Raw genomic sequence first — 16,302 nt, 5'->3', positions numbered from 1 at the left:
GGTGCGGAAGGTTCCTGTATTTCAAGAAGAATACCACCCTAAGCTCAAGTCGGGCTGGATAGAGCTCGAGCGAACCTACCGCCTGCTCACTCCTCTGTTTGGCGGGGGAGTCAACCCCAAGTATGCCGACCCGGTCAGCGCTGTGCGGGCTACGGAAATCAAAGGGCAGCTTCGCTTTTGGTGGCGGGCGGCCCGAGCAGGAGGGCTCTCCCTCCAAGCCATGCGAGAGCAGGAGGCTGAGCTTTTCGGCGCGTCCTCAGGTGATAAAGGTCTAGCCTCCCCATTGGTGCTGGAGATAGAACCTCTGGACTTGGGCCAAGAAAGAGAACCTTTTTACCTCGAGCCAGGAAAAAGTTTTCCCAAGAACCGCCCGGAAATTGCGCCGGGTTACGTGGCCTTCCCCTTGCAAAGCAACAGACAAGACCCCAAAAACTATCCGGTGCGGGTGGGGGTGCGCTTTCGGTTGCGTTTGCGGTATCCGGAAAGGGTACGTCAAGAAATAGAAGCCGCGCTATGGGCCTGGGAGCACTTTGGCGGGGTGGGTGGGCGTACCCGTAGGGGTTTTGGGGCTATCTGGCCTGAAGACGCTACCCCTCCAACGCAGCAGGCTATTCAAGCCGAGTGGAACAAATTTGTGCGTAAGGGCGAGGCTCCGGAAGGAGTTCCCAGCCTGAGCGGGGCGCGGTGGCGGTTGGTAGAGCGTTCCTGGCGGGAAGTGGCCGACTTGTATCAGAAGTTTCGCCAGGCGCGTAACGCCGGTCAGCAGCCCAACCGCCCCGGTCGGAGCCGTTGGCCAGAGCCCGATGCCATCCGAAACCTCTTGGGTCGGGCTGCACCTAAACACCGCCAGCCCATCCTGCAACCGCCAATCCTCAAGTTCCCTCGAGCCCAGTTTGGCCTGCCTATCGTAGTTCACTTCAAGGATAGTGACGACCCCAGCACCCAGATTGTTCCTGCCAGCTCGGAAATCGAGCGTCTGGCCAGTCCACTCATTTTTCGACCCCTTGCAGATAAACGCTCGATCGTGCTAATCCTGAACACCCCCCGAACGCCACCGGGTGGGGTGGCTTTGCAGACCGGTAAAGCAGTAGATATCCAGCTAACGCAATCGGAGGCCCAGCGGATTACCCCGCTCAAGGGTGAGGCGGATCCGTTGCTGGCCTTCCTCAACCAGCTATAGGAGGACACCTGTGAACACCCATATCCTGTTCCTACACGCCCTTTCCCCTCTACACCCCGGCACCGGCCAGGGGGTGGGCAGCATAGACCTGCCCATCGCCCGCGAGCGGGCCACCGGCATTCCCTATCTGCCCGGCAGCTCGGTCAAGGGGGTGTTGCGGGATGCTGCCAGTGGCAAGCTGGACAAAGAAAAGCTGCTGGCCCTCTTTGGCCCCGAGACCGGCAGCGCTTCGGAGCACGCCGGGGCTGCGGTGTTCGGCGATGCCAAGCTACTGCTCTTCCCGGTACGCAGCCTAGCAGGGGTATTTGCCTATGTTACCAGCCCCTACCTGATGGAGCGCTTTGCCCGCGAGGCTGGTTTCGCCAGGCTTGATCCGCCTGCGCTGCCAACTGCGCCTGCGTCGGATGCCTGGTGTCATGTATCCCAGAACAGCACGCTCAAAGTAGGGGATAAGGTTTACCTGGAAGACCTCGACCTGAGCTTTCAGGCCAGCCCAGAACTGGGAGCCTGGGAAACCTGGCTGACCCAGCAGAGTGAGGCCCCGGTGAAGGGCCGCATCTGCCTGGTTCACGACGATGTGATGGGCTTTTTGCTCGAGACCGCCACCGAGGTGGTGGCCCGTATCCGCCTCGAGGACGAGACTAAAACCGTGGCCCAGGGCGCTTTGTGGTACGAGGAGAGCCTGCCTGCAGAGAGTTTGCTATACGGGCTGTTGAGCCTTGGCAGCAGCCGCAAGAAAGAGGTGGCGGTGTCCTTGGACGACCTCAAGCCCCTTCTGGGCTATACCCAGATGGGCGGTAAGGCCAGTGTGGGCCGAGGGCTATGTCAACTGCGGCTGGGGGGTGCAGGATGACGCGGGAGCAAAAGCGGGCCAAGTCGGCTTTTGAACGGATTTCGCAGCATCAGGGCAAAGAAGCAAGCTGGCGGGATCAGTACGGAGGTATGGCCCACAAGCTTCCGGTACTGGTGCGGCAGGCTGGGCTGGCCCAGGCCCTGGCCTTCGTGGAGTCGCGGGGTAAGGAGGCCCACCGGGTCTTTTTGGAAGATCTGGCGCAGACCCTTGGGCTTTCCAAGACTGAACTTCTCAAACAAAGCCGCGAGGCCCAACTCAGCCAGTACCTCCGCCTGAGCCGCGAGGTGCTGGCAGTGGCGCAGTGGTACAAACGCTTCGCCCAGAGCGTGCTGGACGTGGAAGCGGGGGCCGGGGAATGAGGCGCAATGATCTCAAGAGTTTGAACAAGCAGCCCACTACCCATGCCGGGCTGTGGCTGGACAAGTACATCACCAGCACGGCGAAGGAGGACAGCGAAGCCAAGCGCACCTTGGTAGCGCAGGTAGCGGGAACCGTTGCTCCAAAAGACTATGAGGGTTACCGAAACCGCTATCGACAGGCCTTGGAACATCTTGAGGCCGAGATTCGGGAGGTAGAGACCCTGGGGCGGCTGGTGGTGGGGTTAGGGGGAGAGAGCGTCCTCGAGACCCACCTCACCCTGCACCGCACCTACGGAGTTCCTTACATCCCTGGCTCAGCCATCAAAGGCCTCCTAAGCCGCTTTGCGGCTACTCGTCTGGAGGGTGCAGCTTGGGCTCGCGATCTCGACCCGAAAAACTTTCACCGTGGGGAGGCTCAAAAAGCCCTCTTTGGCACCACCGAGGAGGCCGGGCTGCTGGTGTTTTTCGATGCGGTGCCTATCGTGTATCAGCTACACCCGGACGTGATGACCCCTCACCACAGCGACTACTACAGCGGTGAGAACGTGCCTCCTGCCGACTGGGACAGCCCCATTCCGGTTCCTTTTCTGAGCGTGACGGGCAAGTTCCTCTTTGCCCTCGGCCTGGCTTCCGGTGTGAGCAAGGAGGAGGGGAAGCCCTGGCTCGAGGCTGCCTGGAAAATTCTGGAACTGGCCTTGCGGGAGGAGGGCATCGGGGCCAAGACCACCTCGGGGTACGGCCGTATGCGGCTCGAGGAGCCCAAAGCTCAAGCCCAAGCTGCTGCGCCCTCCGCGCCCACATCGCCGGTAGACTTGCTGCTTCAGCGGTTTGGTCAGATTAAAGACAAAGACCTGGCTCCCCAAGCACCGGCGCTCATTGTTGAGCTATACAACCTCGAGGCCTCTGTGGAAGAAAAGCAATCTGCTGCAAAGCAGATTTGGAAGCGTTTGGAATCGGCCAAGTTGCTCAAGGGCAAGGAGGAGAAAAACTGGTATCAGAAACTAATGGAACTAATGGGATAAGCCACATTGAGCCTTACTGAAATCCGGCTTTTTTCAAGCTACACTGAACCCATGGCCCTGACCGTCAAAAACCCCGAAGTCGAGCGCCTGGCCGAAGAAGTAGCCCGTCTGACCGGCGAGACCAAGACTGAGGCCATCCGCAAGGCCCTTTTGGAACGCAAGGCCCGGCTGGCTCGGCCCGAGCGCCCACGAAGCGAGGTGATCGAGGAGTTTCTGCGGGATATGCACGATCTGCTCCCTAAAGGCCGCCGCCCAACCAAAGAGGAAGAGGAAGAAATCCTGGGCTTTGGCCCGGAGGGGGTCTGATGGTTCTGGATAGCTCGGTGCTGCTCCATATTCTCTTCCGCGAGCCCGGTTATCCGGAGGTGGCGCGTCGGCTCAACCAAGCCCAACAGCTACTCGTGGGGGCTCCACCGCTGGTGGAAGCCGCAATGGTGCTTGTGCGACGGGAGGGCGAAACCCAATTGTTTGTGCTCGAAGACCTGTTGCGCCGCTTGCGCGTGGAGATTGTTCCGTTTGACGCAGAGCACTACCGCGAAGCCCTCTCGGCCTTCCGCCGCTACGGCAAGGGCCGCCACCTCTGGCCTACGTAGGCGACGACTTCGCCCAGACCGACCAGGCATGATACTCGCAGCACTGATACTCCCCCTCGAGGGCCCCGCCCGCCCCGACCCCGACGGCTGGCGCGGCCTGGTGTATAGCTTGCTCAAGACCCTCGACCCCGAGCTGCACGCGGCCCAGCACAACCCCTTCAGCCTGGGGCTGGGCGGAGCCCTGGGGCAGTGGTGGGTGCGGATTGCTTTTCTGGAGGAGGGCCTGTATGCCCGGCTCTCGCCCCATCTGTTTGGCCTGGCAGGCCAGACGGTGCGGCTCAAGGAGGCCTTCCGGGTGCGCGCGGTGCTGCAAGAAGAGCACCCCTGGGCCGGCGTGAGCACCTATCCCAGGCTCTTCCAGGGCCAGGCCACCGCCAGCCTGGGGCTTCAGTTTGCTAGCCCCACCTTTTTCCGCCGCAAGGGGCACAGCTACCCCCTGCCCGAGCCCCGGCTGGTCTTCGACTCGCTCACCCAGCGCTGGAACGCCTTTGCTCCGGTAAAGGTGCCCCAGGAGGTGCAGGAAGCCTGGGAGCGCCTTTTGGTGGGCCAGTTCCAGGGCCGCACCCACCACATCGCCCCCAACCAGGACGAGCGGGGGGTGGGCTTTGTGGGCCGGGTGGTCTACTATCTGCCCAAAGCCAGCCCCACCGAGGCCCAGTGGCTCCAGGCCCTGGGGCGCTTTGCCTTTTACGCCGGAGTAGGGGCCAAGACCAGCCTGGGGTTTGGGCGGGTGCGGATGTTTGACCCCTTGCAACAAGAAAGGAGGCCCGATGAATCAGAACAAGGAGCGCTTAAGGGAACTGTGGGCGGAGTATAAAACCCTTATAAAGCAAGAGAGTGCAAATCGAGCGGAACCTTCTCCTCAGAGCCAAAAAGCCAAAGAGCTGTACGATACGCAAATTTGGCCCCTCACAAAAGAGGGCTTTGCAGATCGAGGACAGCAGCAGTATGTGGCCTCCTTTCACACGGTAGGAACAACGCCAGAGCCGGTCATTCTTTCAGTTCGGGCGCTGGATGCAGACAGAGTGTACTTGTTGCACACCAAAGACACCGAAAAGCTCTGCGGGCGGATTGAGAGGGAATTGGGGTGGGGGGTGGAGCGCATCAAGACCCTCCTGGTTGGCCGTAGCGACCCAGAAGACATTTATAAACAGGTGCGGCAAAAGGTAGACGAACTTCCCCCGGGTGCAGCCATTGCCTTTGACCCGACTGGAGGCACCAAGGCGATGGTGGCTGGGTTGGCGATGTTTGCCTTCTCGCTGGCCGAGGAGGGGCGCACGGCGCATGTTTACTACGTAGACAACGAAGAATACGACGATGAATTACGCCGTCCTGTAGCAGGAACAGAGTTTTTGAAGCGCCTCGAGAACCCCCGTGAGGTCGTACCCGACTGGATATACCATCGCGCCAAAGACGCCTACAAACGGGGTGATTTTTCGCTTGCAAAGCAGCTTTTTGACCAAGCTAAAGATCGTGAAGGGCGGGCGCATAGCCTCGAGGCGGTGTTATCGGAGGCTTACGAATCTTTGGATGCTGCCCAGTTCAAGCAGGCCAAAGACAGGCTTAATGATCTGCTCGAGCTACTACAAAAACCCGCACATAGGCAAAGTTTCCTTACTAAACACATCGCTACCATCGGGCGTCAAAAAGAAGCCCTCGAGGCCGTTGTTCAGCTTACCGAGGCACTTTCTGCCAAAGACAAGAGCATAGCGCCTCTGGCAGACCCTCAACAAGTGGCTTGCGTGCTGGCAGCTCTCGGTTTTATGACCGAAAAGCGACTAAAAACGGGCCGTATAGCCGAAGCCGTGCTCTTGCGCTACCGCGCCCTCGAGCTGTTCTTGCAACACCGCCTTGCGCTCAGGGGTTTTGACACAGAGAAGCCGGACTTTCCGGGATTGTGCGCTGCAAACCATACCTCTATCGAAGATTTCCAAGAGAAGTACCAAGCTGAGCGTAAAGCTGCAAAGGCTGGATCAGACGACAAGCTGATAGAAAAAAGCGCGGTAGACTTTATCACCGCCTTCTTTTTGCTCCGGGCCTTAGGGGATGGGCCGGCTTTAGCCGTCAATGTAAACAAGGTGCTCGGACTCACTAAAACCCGTAACACCTCGGTTTTTGCCCACGGCTTTACGCTTCCCACAGAGGACAACGCCAAAAACCTGTCTGAAGTGTTGGTGGCTCTTGTTCAAAGTGGAGGCTTGCCAGAGGTCAGGTTCGACCCCATTCCCCTATCGTGACCCTCCACCTCACCGAGCAATCCTCCACCCTGCGCCTCTCCCAGGGCCGCCTGCGGGTAGAGCTCGATGAGCAAACCCTGGCCGAACTGCCCGCCCGCAAGGTGCGGGGGGTGGTGGTCTGGGGCAATGTGCGGCTGACCACCCCGGCCCTGGCCTTCCTGTTGCGGCAGGGGGTTCCGGTGCTGTACGCCACCTTGGAGGGCCAGCTTTACGGGCAGGCCCAGGCCCCCCAAAGCCTTGCGCCCGAGGTGCTGCGGGCCCAGCTTCTGGCCCAGCAAAACCCCCTTCCGCTGGCCCAGGGCTTTTTGCTGGGCAAGCTGCGTTCGGGGCAGATGCTGCTCGAGCGCCTCGCACGCCAGGCCCCCACCGCGCCCCAGCAGGCCGAGATAGAGGCCGCCCTCGAGGCCCTGCCCCAGGCCCGGAGCCTCGAGGCCCTGCGCGGTATCGAAGGCAACGCCGCCCGCGCCTACTTTGCCGGGCTGCAAGCGGTACTTGCGCCCTACGGCTTTTCTGGGCGCAACCGCCGCCCCCCCACCGATGCCGTGAATGCCGCGCTCTCCTATGGCTACATGGTGTTGCTGGGCCGGGTGCTGCTGGCCCTTGGAATAGCTGGCCTGCACCCCGAGCTGGGCCTGCTGCACACCGAGGGCCGCCGGGCCCCCGCCCTGGCCTTCGACCTGATGGAGGAGTTCAGGGTTCCGGTGGTGGACGCGGTGGTAGTTGCGGCCTTTTTGCGCGGCGAGCTAAACCCCCAGCAGCACAGCGAGGCCCGCAACGGTGGGGTTTATCTGAACGAGGCCGGGCGCAAGGTGCTGCTCAGGCGGCTCGAGGAGCGCTTTAGCCAGGAGGCCCAGCACCCCAAGGGCTTCCGTAAGCCCTACCAGGAACTCATCGAAACCCAGGCGGCCCGCCTCAAGGCGGCCATGCTGGGCCGCGAACCCTACACACCTTTCTACCTGTGGAGGTGAAATGCCCGACGAACGCTTCTACACCATTGCCTACGACATCCCCGACGATGGTCGCCGGGTCAAGGTTGCCAACGTGCTCAAGAGCTTTGGCGAGCGGGTACAGCTTTCGGTGTTCGAGTGCTGGCTGGCCCCAGGGCAACTCCAGCAACTCAAGCAGCTTTTGCAAAAGAAGCTCGAGCTCTCCCAAGATAGCGTCCGCATCTACCCCATTGGCGGCACGGTGGAGGTGCTGGGCCTGGGCCGCCTCACCCAAAGCCCCGACTTCCTGATTCTCTAGCCGTTACACCCCCCATAACCTTGCCCCCACCCGCCAAAAATGCCTGCGCGATCGCACCCCACCCCACACAAAACCCAGCCCGAAACCAGTCCAGCACAGCATGGAAACACTTTCACCAAATAACCCATTATGTTTTGCGCAAAATGCTATAATGCTGTTGTCGAGCAATTCGACAGCGCACTTTGAAAGCCAGTTTTTGCGATGAAAAAGGCAAACCCACGCCACAAAAAATCTAAAAGTGTGGGAAAGTAAGCCCTCATCGCAAAAAACGCACTTTTTACCCCAGTTATCCACAGGGGGGCTGTGGATAACTCCATTTTCTCATAAATACCCCCTCCAGCACCCCTGTACAGCACGGCGTTTAACGGGGTATGCTGTTGCAAACAAAAAGCCCCGTAAGGGGATTGAAACGCTGGGGGTGCGACTTGTCCAGCGTATGGACATGCCCCAGGTTGCAAACAAAAAGCCCCGTAAGGGGATTGAAACCAGCTAACATCACGGACTACTCCCACGGAGTACCGGCGCAGCCGGTTGCAAACAAAAAGCCCCGTAAGGGGATTGAAACCCGGGGATTACCCGCCCCGGCTCGGGCAAGAGGGCTAATGTGTTGCAAACAAAAAGCCCCGTAAGGGGATTGAAACGAGACCTGGCGGGTAACTATTTCTTGAGCGTTGGGGAAAGTGTTGCAAACAAAAAGCCCCGTAAGGGGATTGAAACTTACGCCGGATGCGGATCAGCAGCTACGGCTGATCTACAGTTGCAAACAAAAAGCCCCGTAAGGGGATTGAAACACGGCTGCGATTTCACCCGCACCGAACGCACCACCTCGGTTTGTTGCAAACAAAAAGCCCCGTAAGGGGATTGAAACTTGCGCCCCCGCCAGCAAAGTCCCTGACCCGACCACGGGTTGCAAACAAAAAGCCCCGTAAGGGGATTGAAACTTGGCTTTGGCTTGCAACGCTGCCATTTCCTCAGCGATTGTTGCAAACAAAAAGCCCCGTAAGGGGATTGAAACGCCGGGCACCCGACTGGAGCGTGGTTGCGCCGGGTTGAGTTGCAAACAAAAAGCCCCGTAAGGGGATTGAAACGCCCAGGAGTCCTGCACCAGCCGGCCCTCGATGAAGACCGAGTTGCAAACAAAAAGCCCCGTAAGGGGATTGAAACCTCGGCGTGTTCAATGTACAGGGCGTTTCCCAGGTAATCCACGTTGCAAACAAAAAGCCCCGTAAGGGGATTGAAACATATCGAGTTCGGTAGGCGTCACGGTGACGGTGCGTAGTGTTGCAAACAAAAAGCCCCGTAAGGGGATTGAAACTGGAGTTTCCTCCAACGAACGTGAACGCCTCGATGCTGGCTTGTTGCAAACAAAAAGCCCCGTAAGGGGATTGAAACAACATCGCACGGCTCACGGGGGTTGTAGAGAAGCTCGAGTTGTTGCAAACAAAAAGCCCCGTAAGGGGATTGAAACCACGTCCATACACCCTCTTGGGTGTGGGCGTTGAGGGTGGTTGCAAACAAAAAGCCCCGTAAGGGGATTGAAACCCTTTCTTTATTACACGCACGGCGGCCTCGAGCTTCTCTAGTTGCAAACAAAAAGCCCCGTAAGGGGATTGAAACACGCGTGATAATCATGAGATACGTGCGTAACGTTTCTCACAGTTGCAAACAAAAAGCCCCGTAAGGGGATTGAAACCCGAAACCCCGTTCTCCCGGCGCAGGACTGGCAGGTATACCGTTGCAAACAAAAAGCCCCGTAAGGGGATTGAAACTACTCAAAAACGGCCAAGGGGTAGCGGAAGCTGCCCCTGTTGCAAACAAAAAGCCCCGTAAGGGGATTGAAACCGTAGCGCCTAACCCCACCAAGATCGTCGGGTTGCGCTATGTTGCAAACAAAAAGCCCCGTAAGGGGATTGAAACTTTTGCCTCAGCGGGGAGGGCAAAGGCATTCACAAACCTAGGTTGCAAACAAAAAGCCCCGTAAGGGGATTGAAACACATAAGTTTTTCTAACAACCTCATTCCTCTTGCCGTGTTGCAAACAAAAAGCCCCGTAAGGGGATTGAAACGACCAGAAGCCGCCGCTGAAGGCGGCAATAATGGCGACGTTGCAAACAAAAAGCCCCGTAAGGGGATTGAAACTCCCAGATGGGGTAGGCCAGGGCGTTGACCGTGAAGTCCCGCCGGTTGCAAACAAAAAGCCCCGTAAGGGGATTGAAACTCGCCATCCCATGAGATGGCGGCGTATGTCTGATTGGTTGCAAACAAAAAGCCCCGTAAGGGGATTGAAACTCGACTGGGCCAGGCGGCGCTGTGGCGGGGCTAACAGGGGTGAGCTATCATGAGATTATGGTTCTGCCCACTACTTTAGAAAAGGAACTCGAGCGCTTCAAAGAAGCTTATGGCCCAGGCTGGTACAAACGGCTACGGGAAATTCTAAGAGAGGAAGCCAAGCGCAAAAAAGCCGCTTTGGAGGCTGCAGAGCTGGCGAGGAGAATCAGTGCTACCAGCGGGCTTACCGAAGAAGAAGTATTCCGAACGCTGGAGAAAAGTTGAAAGTTGTTTTGGACACCAATGTTTTGATAGCGGCCATCCTGACCCGTGGTAGAGCACATCATCTGGTGGTTGATCTGGGGCTAGAGGGAAAGCGTTTTGAAATTGTGACCTCCCAAGACCAAATCGAAGAATTCAAGCGGGTAATTCAAAAAAAGTTTCCCAAAGTTAAAAACAAAGTGCTAATCGGTCGGTTTATACGGCAGTTCAAACAAGCCTCGCAGGTGGTTACGCCCGAGCGGGTGCACCTTTCGCCCGACCCCGATGATGATGCGATCATCGGGACGTTGCTGGCCGCCAAAGCCGACTACTTGGTTACAGGGGACAAGAGCGACTTGCTGTCGCTCAAAAAAGTCCATAACATCCCGGTTGTAAGCGTAACTTGGCTCCTAAAAAAGCTGGATCCCTATGGCCTTTAGTCAAATCTGCAGCGTGCTGATTTTGCCCAAATCGGGTTTGAGTAATAGTTTCTGGGCCTGGTGGGGTTGGCAGAGGTATTTGACCATCGCTTGTCGCAGGTGGGGGGGTGGCATAGCCATCCCAGGGTTGTAAACAAATGCCACGCAAAGGCCGCGTGAAGTTTGATAGATTGGGGGCGTGCAGGAGCAACTAAACACAGTTTTGATTCTGGGGGTGGGGCAGACCCTGGAGCCCCTCGAGTTTGCCCTGACCGAGCACACCCCGCAGGGGGTGATTTTTATAGCTAGCCAGGGTTCGCAGGTGGTGTCGGCAGAGCTTATCCAGCGGTATAGGGCTGAGTTGCGCTACCATACCCTGCTGCTCGACGACCCCGAAGACCTGGGCGAGGTGTTTCGCAAGGGGCGCTTGGCGTTGCAAAAGGCGCTCGAGTGGGAGGCGCGGGCCATAGTGGCCGATATTACCGGGGGCACCAAAACCATGTCGGCGGGGCTGGTGCTGGCCCTTACCGGGCAGGGCGTTACCTTTAGCTATGTGGGCGGCGAGGCCCGCGACGGCCAGGGGCGGGTGAAAAGCGGCAGCGAGCGGCTGCGGCTGCTGGAAGACCCCACCTACCGCTACGGCCTGCGCGAGTGGGAGGGCTTCCGGCGGGCCTGGAACCAGTGCGACTACCGGGCCGCACAGGAGTTTCTGGACGAACTGCTGGCCCGGCCCCTGACCCCCTCCGAAAAGCGCTTTTACGAGCACCTGAAGGGGATTACCGAGGGCATGCTGGAGTGGGACTTGTTCTACCACAAGGCGGCCTGGCAGAAGCTGGAAGCACACCTCGAGCCCGCCCTTGCCATTGCCGAGGCCTGGGGGCACGGAACCAAGGTACGGGCGTTGCAGGAGTTGCAGCAGGCCAAAGCCCGGCTGCGGGCCATCCTGGATCGGGAGGGCAAGCCCACCTTTGCCCTGCTGGCCGACCTCCTGGCCAACGCCCAGCGCCGGGCCTCCAGGGGCCGCTACGACGACGCCCTGGCCCGGCTTTACCGGGCGGTGGAGCTGGCTGCCGAGGCCGACCTGTACGAGCGCACCGGCATTGAGCTGCGCCTGGCTTCCACCTACCCCGACAAGCTACAGGATCTGGCCGGTCGAAAAACCCCCGGACTCAAGGAGGCCCTGGGGCTGGCCTTTGAAATTGACACCCGGCTGGGCAATACCGGAACCCTGGCCCAGCAGCTCTATGGTGACTACTCGAGCCAGCTTCAAGGCCTGTTGCAGCAGCGCCACAGCAGCATTCTGGCCCACGGGGTAAAGCCGGTTAAGCCCGAGGCCCTGAAAGGTTTGCAAGACTACCTGGGTGAAAAGGGCCTCGAGGCCGCTCCGGCCTGGCCCAACTGGTAGGTGCTTGTCGGGTGGGCTTGGGGGGTGTAGCCTGGAAACAGGCCCGTTAGGGCCCGACAACCCGGTCAAGTTTTGGTGCCTGGGCGCGTAGCCCTGGCTTAAAGTGGGGAAGTCCGGTGAAAGTCCGGCACTGTCGCGCAGCGGTAACGGTGCATTGGGGCTTAAGCGATCCGCAGAGCGGTCGCCAGCCACCGCCCGAAGTCCGAATACCTGCCAAAACGCCTTCTCAACTCCGATAGAGAAGGCACCTCTCGCATGAAGGAGGAGTCTCGGGGAATCTCTACATTATCTGTAGCGTCCTCACTCCCGAGGGCGTTTTTTTACGCCCAGCGGCGAGACCGGGTTGGGGAGGGACGCGATGAAGAGATTTTTCTGGCTTTTGCTTCTGGCTCTAAGCTTTGCGCTACTAACCTCTGGCCTGGCCCAGCCGTTCCCGCGCACCCTGACCGACGACCTGGGCCGCAGCGTTACGCTCAAAGCCGCGCCCCAGCGCATTGTGGCCATGCTGCCCTCGGTCAGCGAGACGGTGTGCGCCCTGAATGCCTGTGGGCGGCTGGTGGGGGTGGACGACTTCTCCGATTTTCCCGAGCAGGTCAAGCGGCTGCCCAAGGTGGGGGGGTATTTCAACCCCAACCTCGAGGCCATCCTGGCCCTCAAGCCCGACCTGGTGATCGTCTCGATCTACGGCAAGCTGCACGAGGGGCTCGAGCGGGCCGGGGTCGCTACCTTTGCCATCAAGCCCGAAACCTACGACGACATCTTCCGCACCACCCGCCTGCTGGGCCGGGTGCTGGGGCTGGAAGCCCAGGCCGAGCGGCTGGTGGCGCAAATACAACGCGAAGTGTACGCGGTGGAGACCCGGGCGGCCAAGGCCACCCAGCGCCCCACGGTCTACTACGAGATTGACCCCACGCCCTACACGGTGGGGCCCGAATCGTTCATCGGCGTGCTGATTACCAAGGCCCGCGGCCAGAACATCGTCCCCAGGGAGCTGGGGCTCTTCCCCCAGATCAGCCCCGAGCTGGTGGTGCAGAAGAACCCCGCCGTTATCGTGCTCACCCATCCAGGGGCCGCCGACCTGCCCAAGCGGGCGGGCTGGGGCAGCCTGGCGGCCATCCGCAACCAGCGCATCTGCGCTTTTACCGGCCAGCAGGACAACCTGCTCTCGCGGCCCGGCCCGCGGGTAGCCCAGGGGTTGCAACTCCTGGTGGGCTGCTTCCACCCCGAGCTGCGCTAGAACCATGCAAAAGACCACCTATCCAGGCCGCGTATCCCCCCTTGCGGGGGGGCGCCGGGGCCGAATGCTCGGTCGGCGGCTGCTGGTTTTTACGGGCCTGCTGGGCCTGCTGGTGCTGGGCCTGGTGCTGGGGGTGGGGCAGGGGGCCGTGCCCATTGCGCCGGATGAGGTGGTGCGGGCTTTGCTGGGCCTCGGCGAGAACCCCATCATCACCGAGCTGCGCCTGCCCAGGGTGCTGGGGGCCCTGCTGGTGGGGGCCGCGCTGGGCCTCTCGGGTGCGGCCTTCCAGGGCCTGTTTCGCAACCCCCTGGCCGACCCCTACCTGATGGGCTCGGCGGCGGGGGCGGCCTTTGGGGTCACGCTGGCGGTGAGCCTGGCGGGGGGGCTGGGTGGGGCCTTTGCCCAGCATGCGGTGTTCAGTTTTCTGCCCGCTTCGGCCACCTGGTTTGGCTTTCTGGGGGCGATTGGGGCCGTTCTGCTGGTGCTTTTTCTCTCGGGTGGGGCCAGCCGCACCCACGACCTGATTCTGGCCGGGGTGGTGGTGGGAAGCGTGCTGGTGGGCCTGACCAGCTACCTGATGCTGCAGGATGCCGACCGGGTGCGGGCGGTGTTTGCCTATACCCTGGGCAACCTGGCCTTCCTGAGCTGGCCGGGGGTGGGGTCGCTGGCCTTGTACCTGCTGCTCACCTTGCCGCTCTTTTTGCTGCTGGCCCGCACCCTCAACGCCCTCACCCTGGGCGAGGAGACCGCCCGCAGCCTGGGACTGCCGCTCGAGGGGCTCAAGCTGCTCTTGATTGGGGCCGCCACCCTGCTGACCGCTGCGGCGGTGGCCCAGGCCGGCATCATCGGTTTTGTGGGCCTGGTGGCCCCGCACGTGCTCCGGCGGCTCTTGGGGGGCGACTACCGCTACCTGCTGCCGGGCTCGGCCCTGGGAGGGGCGGTGCTGTTGCTCTGGGCCGACCTGGGGGCGCGGGTGCTGGTGGCCCCGGCGGAGCTGCCGGTGGGCATCGTGACCACGCTGCTGGGGGGGCCCTTTTTCCTGTACTTGCTGTGGCGGGGGCGGCGGGTATGAGCGAGGGGAAGGCTGTGATCGAAGGGCCTGTGGTGAGGGGGTTGGGGGCCCTCGAGGTCTCCTTTGCCTACCGGGGCCGGGCGGTGCTGGAGGATATCCACCTCGAGCTGAACGCGGGGGAGTGGCTGGCCCTGTTGGGGCCCAACGGCTCGGGGAAGTCTACCCTGCTGCGCCTACTGGCCGGGCTCTTGAAGCCAACTCGAGGGGGGGTGTACCTGGGCGGGCGGCCCCTGGGGGGGTACTCGAGCTGGCTTCGAGGCCAGCAGATCGCCTTCCTGCCGCAGAACGGCGGCTACCCCGAAGACCTCACGGTAGAAGAGGTGGTGGCCCTGGGCCGCACCCCCCACCTGGGCTTGCTGGGGCGGGGGGGCCGGGCCGACCGGGAGGCGGTGGAATGGGCCATGCAGCAGACCCAGGTGAGCGGGTTCCGCCACCGGCTGCTGCCCACGCTCTCGGGCGGGGAGCGGCAGCGGGTTTTGCTGGCCCGAGCCTTGGCGGCGCGGCCCAGGTTTTTGCTGCTGGACGAGCCCACCAACCACCTCGACCTGCACCACCAGGCCGAGTTTCTGGCCCTGGTGGCGGGCTTGCGGGCCCAGGGGCTGGGCATCCTTACGGTGCTGCACGACCCCAACCTGGCCGGTAAGGCCGACTGGGTGGCTTTTTTGTCGGAGGGGCGGCTTTTGGCCCAGGGCCGGCCGGGCGAGGTGCTGAGCGAGGCCCTGTTGCAGCAGGTGTATGGCCGGCAGGTGCGGGTGCGGTGGATCGAGGGCCAGCCGGTGGTGCTCCTGGGAGGGTAGATGCAGGCCAGCTTGAAGGTTACCCCCAAACTATTGGTGCTCGACCTGGGCGAGGTGCGCCGCCTGATGACCCAGGACGGGCCGCGGCTGGCGCGCTATGTGGCGGTGATGCGCTCGGCCCAGACCACGTGTGTGCGCATGGGGCGGGGGGCGGGGCACGCCCACCTGATGCGGGCCGGGCTGCCGCCGGGTGAAACCCTGCTGTATGCCCTGCCTGCCGATCCCCTGGACTTCGAGCAGGAGGGCCCGGTGCTGCGCCTGCCGGGGCTGGGGCTGTATCTGGCGGGGCCGCCGGAGTTCGTGGAGACCCCCTTTTATGCCTGGGTGGAGCCATGAGCGAACTCTGGCTGGTGCGGCACGGAGAGACCCCGTGGAACCAGGAGGGGCGGCTCACCGGCTGGAGCGATGTGCCGCTTACCGCGCTGGGCGAGCAGCAGGCCCGGGCTCTGTCGGGCTGGCTGGCCGCCGAACGCTTCGAGCGGGTGGTGGCCTCCGATTTGCAACGGGCCATCCAGACCGCCCGGCTGGCCTACGGCGAACCCCAAGAAGTCTCGGTGGCGCTGCGCGAGCTCGAGTTCGGCCAGCTCGAGGGCCTGAAGTGGGCCGAGCTGCCCGAGGCCTACAAAGCGGCGCTCCTGGCCTTTGATGGCTTCCAGGCGCCCGGGGGGGAGTCCACCGCCCAGTTGCGCTGTCGGGTGTATGGCTTCTTCGACCGCCTGCCGGCGGGCCGCCACCTGGTTTTCACCCACGGGGGGGTGCTGCGCATGGTGCTGCGGGAGCTAGATCAAGACCGCTTCCTGCCGCCCTGTGCAGTGGTAGGGGTGGACTGGGCGCACAAGCGGGTGCGCTTCGTGCGGACACCCGAGGACAAGGGGTGAGGCCCTGTGCAGAACCATCTGGTGCTCATCACGGGGGGAGCCAGGGCCGGTAAGAGCCGCTTTGCCCAGGCCCAGGCCCTGGCCCTGGGGCAGGCGCAGGTGAGCTTTATCGCCACAGCGGAGCCGCTGGACGGGGAGATGCGCCAGCGCATCGCTAAGCACCGGGCCGAGCGCCCCCCCACCTGGGAAACCCTGGAAGCCCCGCTCGAGGTGCCCCAGGCCCTGCAGGAGGCCCGGCATGGGGTGGTGCTGCTGGACTGCCTGACCCTGTGGGTCTCCAACCTGATGCTGGCCGGGCTCGAGGTGCTGCCCGCGCTCGAGCACCTGCTGGCGGTTCGGGCCCAGACCGGCAAAACCCTGCTGGTGGTCAGCAACGAGGTGGGCCTGGGCGTCGTGCCCGAGAACTCCCTGGCCCGGCACTAACGCGACCTGCTGGGGGCGGCCAACACCCGCGTCGCCCAGGAGGCCCACCGGGTC

At 61.8% G+C, this 16,302-nt stretch carries 19 protein-coding genes, 1 CRISPR repeat array and 1 riboswitch; all 19 genes read left to right on the top strand.

The genetic code is table 11. The features are described from left to right. Position 1 precedes the first annotated feature (1 nt). The 19 genes from cmr1 to Q0X18_RS13410 all read left to right on the top strand — a co-directional run bounded on the left by cmr1 (position 2) and on the right by Q0X18_RS13410 (position 16,248). Positions 2-1,180: a type III-B CRISPR module RAMP protein Cmr1 gene (cmr1, locus tag Q0X18_RS13500; RefSeq protein ID WP_297563384.1), complete on the top strand. Its 1,179-nt coding sequence runs from the start codon at positions 2-4 to the stop codon at positions 1,178-1,180. Between the two features lie 10 nt (positions 1,181-1,190). Further along, positions 1,191-2,033: a type III-B CRISPR module RAMP protein Cmr4 gene (gene cmr4 / locus Q0X18_RS13495; RefSeq protein WP_297563383.1), complete on the top strand. Its 843-nt coding sequence runs from the start codon at positions 1,191-1,193 to the stop codon at positions 2,031-2,033. Then, positions 2,030-2,392, top strand: coding sequence for a type III-B CRISPR module-associated protein Cmr5 (gene cmr5, locus Q0X18_RS13490; protein WP_297563381.1), 363 nt, complete (start codon positions 2,030-2,032; stop codon positions 2,390-2,392). Before cmr4 ends, cmr5 begins: the two co-directional genes overlap by 4 nt. Next, a complete protein-coding gene (gene cmr6, locus Q0X18_RS13485; RefSeq protein ID WP_297563379.1) occupies positions 2,389-3,414 on the top strand; it encodes a type III-B CRISPR module RAMP protein Cmr6 in 1,026 nt (341 codons plus the stop codon). Before cmr5 ends, cmr6 begins: the two co-directional genes overlap by 4 nt. Before the next feature lie 51 nt (positions 3,415-3,465). Continuing rightward, positions 3,466-3,720, top strand: a complete 255-nt coding sequence (locus tag Q0X18_RS13480) for a type II toxin-antitoxin system VapB family antitoxin (RefSeq protein ID WP_297563378.1) — start codon at positions 3,466-3,468, stop codon at positions 3,718-3,720. Continuing rightward, positions 3,720-4,007: a type II toxin-antitoxin system VapC family toxin gene (locus Q0X18_RS13475; RefSeq protein WP_297563377.1), complete on the top strand. Its 288-nt coding sequence runs from the start codon at positions 3,720-3,722 to the stop codon at positions 4,005-4,007. Before Q0X18_RS13480 ends, Q0X18_RS13475 begins: the two co-directional genes overlap by 1 nt. Positions 4,008-4,035: 28 nt before the next feature. Further along, positions 4,036-4,824, top strand: coding sequence for a CRISPR-associated endoribonuclease Cas6 (gene cas6, locus Q0X18_RS13470; protein WP_297563376.1), 789 nt, complete (start codon positions 4,036-4,038; stop codon positions 4,822-4,824). Continuing rightward, positions 4,778-6,244, top strand: a complete 1,467-nt coding sequence (locus tag Q0X18_RS13465) for a TIGR02710 family CRISPR-associated CARF protein (protein ID WP_297563375.1) — start codon at positions 4,778-4,780, stop codon at positions 6,242-6,244. Before cas6 ends, Q0X18_RS13465 begins: the two co-directional genes overlap by 47 nt. After that, positions 6,241-7,212 carry a CRISPR-associated endonuclease Cas1 gene (cas1, locus tag Q0X18_RS13460; protein ID WP_297563374.1) on the top strand — a complete coding sequence of 324 codons (972 nt, stop codon included), beginning with the start codon at positions 6,241-6,243 and terminating at the stop codon, positions 7,210-7,212. Before Q0X18_RS13465 ends, cas1 begins: the two co-directional genes overlap by 4 nt. 1 nt (position 7,213) lies before the next feature. Continuing rightward, the gene (gene cas2 / locus Q0X18_RS13455; RefSeq protein WP_297563373.1) at positions 7,214-7,489 is read left to right on the top strand and encodes a CRISPR-associated endonuclease Cas2; all 276 of its coding nucleotides are present in this window, start codon (positions 7,214-7,216) and stop codon (positions 7,487-7,489) included. Positions 7,490-7,865: 376 nt separating this feature from the next. Then, positions 7,866-9,777: direct repeats of the CRISPR family, unit length 35 nt; unit sequence GTTGCAAACAAAAAGCCCCGTAAGGGGATTGAAAC. A 57-nt stretch (positions 9,778-9,834) separates the two neighbouring features. Continuing rightward, positions 9,835-10,041 carry a hypothetical protein gene (locus Q0X18_RS13450; RefSeq protein ID WP_015586271.1) on the top strand — a complete coding sequence of 69 codons (207 nt, stop codon included), beginning with the start codon at positions 9,835-9,837 and terminating at the stop codon, positions 10,039-10,041. A gap of 8 nt (positions 10,042-10,049) precedes the next feature. After that, positions 10,050-10,457 carry a putative toxin-antitoxin system toxin component, PIN family gene (locus tag Q0X18_RS13445; protein WP_297563370.1) on the top strand — a complete coding sequence of 136 codons (408 nt, stop codon included), beginning with the start codon at positions 10,050-10,052 and terminating at the stop codon, positions 10,455-10,457. Positions 10,458-10,635: 178 nt separating this feature from the next. Then, the gene (locus Q0X18_RS13440; protein ID WP_297563369.1) at positions 10,636-11,841 is read left to right on the top strand and encodes a TIGR02710 family CRISPR-associated CARF protein; all 1,206 of its coding nucleotides are present in this window, start codon (positions 10,636-10,638) and stop codon (positions 11,839-11,841) included. Between the two features lie 56 nt (positions 11,842-11,897). Further along, positions 11,898-12,074: riboswitch (cobalamin riboswitch) on the top strand. A gap of 125 nt (positions 12,075-12,199) precedes the next feature. Beyond that, on the top strand, positions 12,200-13,078 hold the full coding sequence (locus Q0X18_RS13435) for an ABC transporter substrate-binding protein (RefSeq protein WP_297563368.1): 879 nt from the start codon (positions 12,200-12,202) through the stop codon (positions 13,076-13,078). A gap of 64 nt (positions 13,079-13,142) precedes the next feature. Beyond that, entirely contained in the window at positions 13,143-14,150 is a 1,008-nt protein-coding gene (locus Q0X18_RS13430; protein ID WP_297563998.1) for an iron ABC transporter permease, read from the top strand. Next, the gene (locus Q0X18_RS13425) at positions 14,147-14,947 is read left to right on the top strand and encodes an ABC transporter ATP-binding protein (RefSeq protein WP_297563367.1); all 801 of its coding nucleotides are present in this window, start codon (positions 14,147-14,149) and stop codon (positions 14,945-14,947) included. The genes Q0X18_RS13430 and Q0X18_RS13425 overlap by 4 nt, the downstream gene beginning before the upstream one ends. After that, on the top strand, positions 14,948-15,283 hold the full coding sequence (locus Q0X18_RS13420; RefSeq protein WP_297563366.1) for a hypothetical protein: 336 nt from the start codon (positions 14,948-14,950) through the stop codon (positions 15,281-15,283). Beyond that, positions 15,280-15,825, top strand: coding sequence for a histidine phosphatase family protein (locus tag Q0X18_RS13415; protein ID WP_297563364.1), 546 nt, complete (start codon positions 15,280-15,282; stop codon positions 15,823-15,825). Before Q0X18_RS13420 ends, Q0X18_RS13415 begins: the two co-directional genes overlap by 4 nt. A 6-nt stretch (positions 15,826-15,831) precedes the next feature. After that, complete coding sequence (locus Q0X18_RS13410; protein ID WP_308446053.1) at positions 15,832-16,248, top strand: bifunctional adenosylcobinamide kinase/adenosylcobinamide-phosphate guanylyltransferase; 417 nt, start codon at positions 15,832-15,834, stop codon at positions 16,246-16,248. The last annotated feature ends 54 nt before the right edge of the window (positions 16,249-16,302 follow it).

This window comes from Meiothermus sp. (assembly GCF_026004075.1).
Lineage (GTDB): Bacteria > Deinococcota > Deinococci > Deinococcales > Thermaceae > Meiothermus.
This window is presented reverse-complemented; position numbering and strand designations above follow the sequence as displayed.

Coding starts and splice junctions, on each gene's coding strand:
- cmr5 (WP_297563381.1), top strand. CDS start 2,030: ATGACGCGGGAGCAAAAGCGGGCCAAGTCGGCTTTTGAACGGATTTCG.
- cmr6 (WP_297563379.1), top strand. CDS start 2,389: ATGAGGCGCAATGATCTCAAGAGTTTGAACAAGCAGCCCACTACCCAT.
- Q0X18_RS13480 (WP_297563378.1), top strand. CDS start 3,466: ATGGCCCTGACCGTCAAAAACCCCGAAGTCGAGCGCCTGGCCGAAGAA.
- Q0X18_RS13475 (WP_297563377.1), top strand. CDS start 3,720: ATGGTTCTGGATAGCTCGGTGCTGCTCCATATTCTCTTCCGCGAGCCC.
- cas6 (WP_297563376.1), top strand. CDS start 4,036: ATGATACTCGCAGCACTGATACTCCCCCTCGAGGGCCCCGCCCGCCCC.
- Q0X18_RS13465 (WP_297563375.1), top strand. CDS start 4,778: ATGAATCAGAACAAGGAGCGCTTAAGGGAACTGTGGGCGGAGTATAAA.
- cas2 (WP_297563373.1), top strand. CDS start 7,214: ATGCCCGACGAACGCTTCTACACCATTGCCTACGACATCCCCGACGAT.
- Q0X18_RS13450 (WP_015586271.1), top strand. CDS start 9,835: ATGGTTCTGCCCACTACTTTAGAAAAGGAACTCGAGCGCTTCAAAGAA.
- Q0X18_RS13435 (WP_297563368.1), top strand. CDS start 12,200: ATGAAGAGATTTTTCTGGCTTTTGCTTCTGGCTCTAAGCTTTGCGCTA.
- Q0X18_RS13430 (WP_297563998.1), top strand. CDS start 13,143: ATGCTCGGTCGGCGGCTGCTGGTTTTTACGGGCCTGCTGGGCCTGCTG.
- Q0X18_RS13425 (WP_297563367.1), top strand. CDS start 14,147: ATGAGCGAGGGGAAGGCTGTGATCGAAGGGCCTGTGGTGAGGGGGTTG.
- Q0X18_RS13420 (WP_297563366.1), top strand. CDS start 14,948: ATGCAGGCCAGCTTGAAGGTTACCCCCAAACTATTGGTGCTCGACCTG.
- Q0X18_RS13415 (WP_297563364.1), top strand. CDS start 15,280: ATGAGCGAACTCTGGCTGGTGCGGCACGGAGAGACCCCGTGGAACCAG.